We start from the raw sequence: 6,467 nt of genomic DNA on the forward strand, positions 1-6,467 counted from the left end.
ACGCCGGCGAGGCCGTCAAACGGTGGCAGGCCATGCGCGGGCGGTCCGGCGTACTGCACACCGGCCACCACCTCACCGACCTCGTCACCGAGCGGCAGGGAGAGGCCGATGACGTTGCCGGGGTCTCCCTCGATGCGCTCGACGAAGGCGCCACCGCGCCCGTCGATGGTGAACGCCCCGGCGACGTTGAGTGGTTCCTCGGTCGCCACGTAGGCCTCGATCTCGGCGTCGGTCAGATCGGCGAAGTGCACGACGGTGGTGCCGACGTCCTCGGCCTGCCGCCCGGTGACGAGGTCGGTGAGGTGGTGGCCGGTGTGCAGTACGCCGGACCGCCCGCGCATGGCCTGCCACCGTTTGACGGCCTCGCCGGCGTCGAGGGGCTTGCCGAGGATCTCCCCGTCGAAGGCCAGCACGGAATCACATCCGAGCACCAGAACCCCGGGATCGGCCTGCATGCGAGCGGCAACGGTGCGCGCTTTCATGCGCGCAAGGGCAAGACTGAGCGTGTACGCGTCCTCGGCCTCCACGACGGACTCGTCCACCCCGCTGACCAGCACATCGGCATCAATGCCGGCGGCCTTGAGAAGGGTGCGGCGGGCCGGGCTGGCGGAGGCGAGCACCAGACGGTACGAGATGTCGGTCAGCACAAGGATTCACGCTACAAGGCAGGCGCGGGCAGGGAGGTCCACTGAAGCTTGTGTCCGCCCGTTAAGTACGTCGCCGTCTCAGCAGAAGGAAGGCGACAAGCGCGCCGAGCACGACAACCCCACCGCCGACGCCGGCCACAACGGCGCCGGTGTTGGACTTGGATTCAGGTGCGGGTCCGGCGCCACTGGTGGGCCCGCCAGGCGCGGAGTCGGCGGTGGGCGAGGCAGAAGCCGAGGCGGAGGCGCTGCCGCCGCCGGGCGCGGGAGCGGTAAGCGCCTTGACGATGTTGACCACCCCGAACCCACATTCGTCATCCCGCCCAGGCGGCCCAATATCAGTAGCGGTAGAAGTAAGCCGCTCAATCACCTGAGGTGCCGTCAGCTGAGGAAACCTTGCCCGAACGAGCGCCGCAGCTCCCGAGACAATGGCTGTCGAGTCGGAGGTGCCTCGCCCGATACGATATTTGCCACCAAGGCCAGTACTTTCCATCTCATCGCCAGGAGCGCACAACTGCACTTGATCGCCGGGAACGGAAAAACTTGCATATTTTCCCGACTGATCCACCGCTCCCACGGCGAGGACTCCCGAGATGGCTGCGGGGTAGCCCATGCTCAAGTATTTCGGGCGGTTTCCGGTGCCAGCGACAACGACCGCATCATTGGCTGCCGCCGTTTCTATCGCTTCTTCCAGCGAACTTGTTGGGGCGGTGGCCTGCGAAACATTGATTACCTTGGCGGCATGCGCTGCTGCCCATGTGATGCCGGCGGCAGTAGTGGTGCCGTCGCCGAGGTCGTCTGTCGTTTGGTCTTTAACCGGAAGGACCTTTGACTCTGGAGCAATCCCCAGCACGCCGGCGCTACCCCTGCCGTGACCAGCGATCAGACCGGCCATTCCGGTTCCGTGACCATGATCATCCTGTTGGCCTGTGCCCGATCGGCCTGGCATCACATTGATGCCAGGTAGAAGGTTCCGGCGCAAATCGGGGTGCGGGTCGACTCCGGTGTCGACGACCGCGACAATGACACCTTTTCCTTTGGTGATCGTGTGGGCTCTCTGGACATCCAGGAATTTGAGATGCCACTGCTTGTCTCGCACCCGGTCGGCCAAAGCAGACGAAGGCGTTGAGATAACAATCGTGGCAATGAGTACAACGCTTGCCAAAAGGAGTCGAACCACTGAGCGCACTAGGAGAGACCGATCGCCGGGCCGGGATCGATCTTGGGATCCTCGGGCGGCAGAAGCACAGGGTCTACGCCCTTGTCGGTCACCCAAGGGTTGTCGGGGTCCCACTTCCTTGATGTCGAAGATTCGTCGCTGGACCGTGGGGTTTGGCCGGGCATCATGCCGAATGGCTGCGACGTAGGACGCCCACCGGTCACCCCACCGTGACCTGCGCCTGCCCCCGTGCGGCCGGCAACGGGTTGGTTCGGGCCGATGACACCGCCAACGGGATTCACGTTCCCAGGCATCCGGCCTGTGGCCGGTTGCGCGACTCCACTGCCAGGCCTCGCTCCAATCACCCCGCCACTCGGCAGGGCGCGCGGTCCGGCCGCCGGGGCGCCAGGCTTGCTGGAACCAGGCGCAAGGGGCGTCCGGCCAGGCGTAAGTCCGGGCTTGATTGGGGCAACGGGCGCAATAGGCGTAATCGCCGTAGATGAGGGACCGCCAACGATCGGCGGGTTGATAGGTGAGGCTGCAGGAGGCGCTACAACCGGCGGTTGAGTGCCACCCAAAACCAAGCCGGGCAGCCGTCCCTGGGCTGGCGCATGCGACGCCGATGGAGGTTGAGCTACGCCAGCATGGTGAGAGGACGTGGCACCGACCGACGAGTGTGCACCCGAACTTGGATCGATGGGCGTTACTGGCGGGATAGTCGGCGGCACATAGACGGGACCGCCGTCATCCGCCCGACTGTCGTCGACGACCTCTGTGTCGTAGGGCTTCGGCTTGCGAAGCTGAGTGCGGGCGGTTGTCAGCTCCGCGCTCAAGCCGCTCATCAGGCTTACCGCCTTGGCCTTCAACTCGGCCTGACGGCCGGCCGCCACCGGGTTCTGGACCGGGGGCGCTATGGCGTCCTCGCCCACCGGCGGAGGCGACGCCAGCTCCTGCTGGTAGACGACAAGCTTCTGCTCGTTGGCCAGATACTCATTGACCAGCGGCTCGAGCTCGCGCCGCGCTGAACTCAGCGCCAGCGTTGCGCCGCTGAAGGCGTCGTGGTTCGCGACCGCCGCGTCGTATGTCTGCTGCAGATGGTCGATGAGCTGGTCCAGGCGCGCGGCGTAGGCCGCAGCGGCCTCGCTCTTCTCCGGCGGCCACGCCGCCGCCAGGTTGTCGCGGTAGCTCTTGACCGCCGACATGTGCTGGAGCGTCAGTTCATAGGACTTGCGCCAGCCCGTCAGCAACTCCCAATGCGGCGTCGTGTCCTGGTTGCCAACCGTCAGCCACATGTCGTACATCGACATGCCGTTCCAATTGGTCCCGGCGTAGCCGTTGCCCGATCCGGCATCAAGCATCGTGAGAACCCTCCGGAGACTCTGCCGCATCGAACGCCTTCTGCACGTCTGTCACCCGGGCGCGGGAGAACGCGTCGGAGCCTTCATATTCCTTGCTGAGCTGCTGCGCCGCAGTCGCGAATCGGTTGGTGCCGTTGGCGAAGTTGTAGACGTTGGTCTGCGTGGTGTCCTGCGCGGCCTGATGGTCCGTCATGAAGGCCACCAGCTCAGGGAACGTCCCTGCCGGGTCGGGCAGCCTCGTGAGCATCGCGTCCGTGACGCTGGAGAGGTGCGGGACGTAGTTCTTCTCCAGGTCGGAGCGCAGACGCTTGGCGAACTCCTCCATGGCCTGGAGGTCGGCCTCGATGTTGCCGAAGTTTGTGTAGCCGTAATCGCGCAACCACGACGGTCCCTGGTCTTCCGGCGCCAGCATCCGGCCCGCCCCCTCCCTCGGAGATCAACATCTCTCGATGCGTCCCAATCCATCGTGAGGGTAGTCGGTGACAGCGAGTCCGATCGACCCCCTCAGCGCGCCCTGTGGATAACCCCGGGCAGGCCGGCTGAGCGCCAGGAGCGGGGGTGGAACGCGGGGTGGGCCGTGCGGGCCCAGAGCGAGCCGGCCGGATGTGAATCGGCGTACACGGATCCGCGACGCGCCCGGGATGCGACCACCGTGACCAGTGCCGCCAGCTCTTCTGCGGTCGGCGTTCCGCGAACTATCCTGACCAGCGGCTCCTCATCCATCGACCGAGCCTATGACAATGCCCTGTTGATCACCGTGACACGCGTCCCACACTCGGTTGATCAATTAGCTGTGCCTCGACATGACCGGGTATTTTCCTCCTGATGTCTACTTCCCCCCCGCTTGTTGTCGCTGACCGTTACCGGCTCGTCGCGCCGCTCGGTCAGGGCGGGATGGGTCGTGTCTGGCGGGCGACCGATGTCGTGCTGCACCGCGATGTCGCCATCAAAGAGCTGGTGCCGCCGCCCGGTCTCACGCACGACGAGCGGCAGGAGATGCGGGAGAGGTCGCTGCGCGAGGCGCGCGCGATCGCCCGGCTCAACAACATCAACGTGGTTCGCGTTTTCGACGTCCTGCGCACGGACGCCGACCCGTGGATCGTGATGGAGTACGTGCCGTCGAAATCGTTGCAGGACCACCTGGCCAACGACGGGCCGTTCCCGGCGGTGCGGGCCGCCGAGATCGGGCTCGGCGTGCTCAACGCCTTGCGCGCCGCCCACCGCAACGGCGTGGTGCACCGCGACGTCAAGCCCGGCAACGTGTTGATCGGCGACGACGGCCGGGTTGTGCTCACCGACTTCGGCCTGGCCACGCTGCCGGGGAACCCCGATGTGACGCGCACCGGCCTGGTGCTCGGCTCGCCGGCCTACATCGCGCCCGAGCGCGCGCGCGACGGCACCGCCGGTCCCAGCGCGGACCTCTGGTCGCTGGGCGCCACGCTCTACGCGGCGGTCGAGGGGCAGTCGCCGTTCGCGCGCCCGTCCGCGATCGCGACCCTGGCAGCGCTGGCCACCGAGAACCCTCCGCCGGCGCGCAACGCCGGCCCGCTCAAGCCGGTGCTCAACGGCCTGCTGCGCAAGGATCCGGCGCATCGGATCAACGCCGACGAGGCCGAGCGCCTGCTGCTGCGCGCCACCGGCCGCCGGTCGCGCCTGACCTTCCCGATGAGCCCGACCATGCGTCGTCCGGGTGTCGGCCGGGAGCGTCACGCGCCGGCGACCCCGCCGGTCGTTCCGGGTGCGGGCGGTTCCACGCCGGTCGTGCCCGGCCCGCGTCCGCCGGTCTCGCGTCCGCCGGGCCCGCCGGCCGAGACGCCGGGTGGTCGCCCGGTCTTCGCGCCGGGCAAGGCCTCGGTCGGCCGCCCCGCGCCGATGGATCAAACCAAGATCGAAAATCCGAGGGGTACGCGCTCCGGAGCGAAGCCGGAGACGACGGGGCGGGACGGCTCAGCGGCAGCACAGGGTCCGGCTTCGCCGAATGCGAACGGCGCGTTGGCACACGGCACGCGTGGCGCCTACGGTGCGATCCCGGCCCCCGAGTCGGCACCGCCGCAGGGCCGCGCCACCGCCCCGGCGACCGACCAGCAAGCCCCAGCGAGCGACCAGCAGAAGGACAAGAGCCCGGCCCCGCCCGGGATCTCCGCCCTCGCCGGAGGCCCAGCCGCCGGTGGCAGCACAGCTCCGGCGGAGTCGCCGGCCGACGCCGAGCGCCGCCTGGCCGCCGCCGCGGACGCCTACCTGGCCGCGGAGGACGCCCGCCGCACCACGGTCATCAAGCGCCCCGGCGCCAAGCCCCCGGCGAGGCCGGCCACCCCGCTCGACCAGACGACGAAGATCCCGCCCGCGTCCGGCCCGGCCCCGAACACCGACGCCGAGACGCGGCTGCAGCCGGCGGTCGACGCCGACGGCCGCCCGAAGCGGCAGCCCGCGGCCGCGGCCGATGCAAAGACGAAGGTGCAGCCGGCAGTCGACGCTGACGGCCGGACGAAGCTGCAGCCGACGGTCGACGCCGATGGCCGGACGAAGCTGCAGCCGACGGTCGACGCCGATGGGCAGACGAAGCAGGAGCCCGCGATCGGCGCGGACGCCCAGACGAAGCTCCAGCCGGCGGTCGACGCCGATGGGCAGGCGAAGCAGCAGCCCGCGGTCGACGCCGACGGCGCGGCGAAGCTGCAGGCCGACGCAAAGACGAAGCTGCAGCCGACGAGCGACGCCGATGGCCAGATCAAGCAGCAGCCCGCGGCCGACGCCGACGGTGCGGCGAAGGTGCAGCCCGCGGTCGAACCCGGCGGTGAGACGAAGCCCGGGGCAGCGCCGGTCGAGGTCGACGGCGCTACGAAGCCACAGCCCGCGGATGAGCCGGCGTCGGAGACCGAGTCGCAGCCCGACGCCGGAACCGATGAGGCGCGGTCAGCGACGGCGCAGACCGCCACCAGCCCGGCCGAGACCGACCCGGAGACGAAACCCGAGCCGGCCGACGCCGCCGAGCCCAACCTCGCGGCGGCCGACGCGAAGCAGACCGTCGACCCGTCACCCCAGCCGAGCGACACGCCCGACCAGGGGGCGGCGTCCGGTGGCCCGATCGCCGACGACGCCGAGAGCAGCGCCGCGGCATCGACGCTTCCGGCGAAGTCCGCGAACAAGCCGGCCGTCGGCGCCCGCGCCGGGAGCAAGCGCAAGAAGGGCCGGGCCCGCACCAACCCCACCAAGGCGACACCGCCCAAGCCACCGGAAACGGCCGCAGCAGCCACACCGGCAGCAGAAGAAGCCGCCCCAACGCCGGCGGCGGAAGCCGCCCCAACGCCG

6 protein-coding genes are annotated in these 6,467 nt (G+C 69.1%); 1 reads left to right on the plus strand and 5 read right to left on the minus strand.

Going from position 1 to position 6,467, the window contains the following annotated elements:
• The 5 genes from AB0M20_RS20995 to AB0M20_RS21015 form a co-directional block, all read right to left on the minus strand.
• Window positions 1-647 (minus strand): nucleoside triphosphate pyrophosphatase (locus AB0M20_RS20995; RefSeq protein ID WP_364300502.1); only part of this gene is annotated, 647 nt, incomplete at its 3' end.
• Window positions 648-708: 61 nt separating this feature from the next.
• Window positions 709-1,743 carry a type VII secretion-associated serine protease mycosin gene (gene mycP / locus AB0M20_RS21000; RefSeq protein ID WP_364300504.1) on the minus strand — a complete coding sequence of 345 codons (1,035 nt, stop codon included), beginning with the start codon at window positions 1,741-1,743 and terminating at the stop codon, window positions 709-711.
• Between the two features lie 89 nt (window positions 1,744-1,832).
• Window positions 1,833-3,161, minus strand: a complete 1,329-nt coding sequence (locus AB0M20_RS21005) for a hypothetical protein (protein ID WP_364300506.1) — start codon at window positions 3,159-3,161, stop codon at window positions 1,833-1,835.
• Window positions 3,154-3,573 carry a hypothetical protein gene (locus AB0M20_RS21010; protein ID WP_364300508.1) on the minus strand — a complete coding sequence of 140 codons (420 nt, stop codon included), beginning with the start codon at window positions 3,571-3,573 and terminating at the stop codon, window positions 3,154-3,156. Before AB0M20_RS21010 ends, AB0M20_RS21005 begins: the two co-directional genes overlap by 8 nt.
• Before the next feature lie 92 nt (window positions 3,574-3,665).
• On the minus strand, window positions 3,666-3,884 hold the full coding sequence (locus AB0M20_RS21015) for an acyl-CoA carboxylase subunit epsilon (RefSeq protein WP_364300510.1): 219 nt from the start codon (window positions 3,882-3,884) through the stop codon (window positions 3,666-3,668).
• 102 nt (window positions 3,885-3,986) lie between these two features.
• On the opposite strand from AB0M20_RS21015, the gene AB0M20_RS21020 reads away from it, so the two are divergent.
• Window positions 3,987-6,467 (plus strand): protein kinase (locus AB0M20_RS21020; RefSeq protein WP_364300512.1); only part of this gene is annotated, 2,481 nt, incomplete at its 3' end.

It is taken from the genome of Actinoplanes sp. NPDC051633, assembly GCF_040681735.1.
Taxonomy (GTDB): domain Bacteria; phylum Actinomycetota; class Actinomycetes; order Mycobacteriales; family Micromonosporaceae; genus Actinoplanes.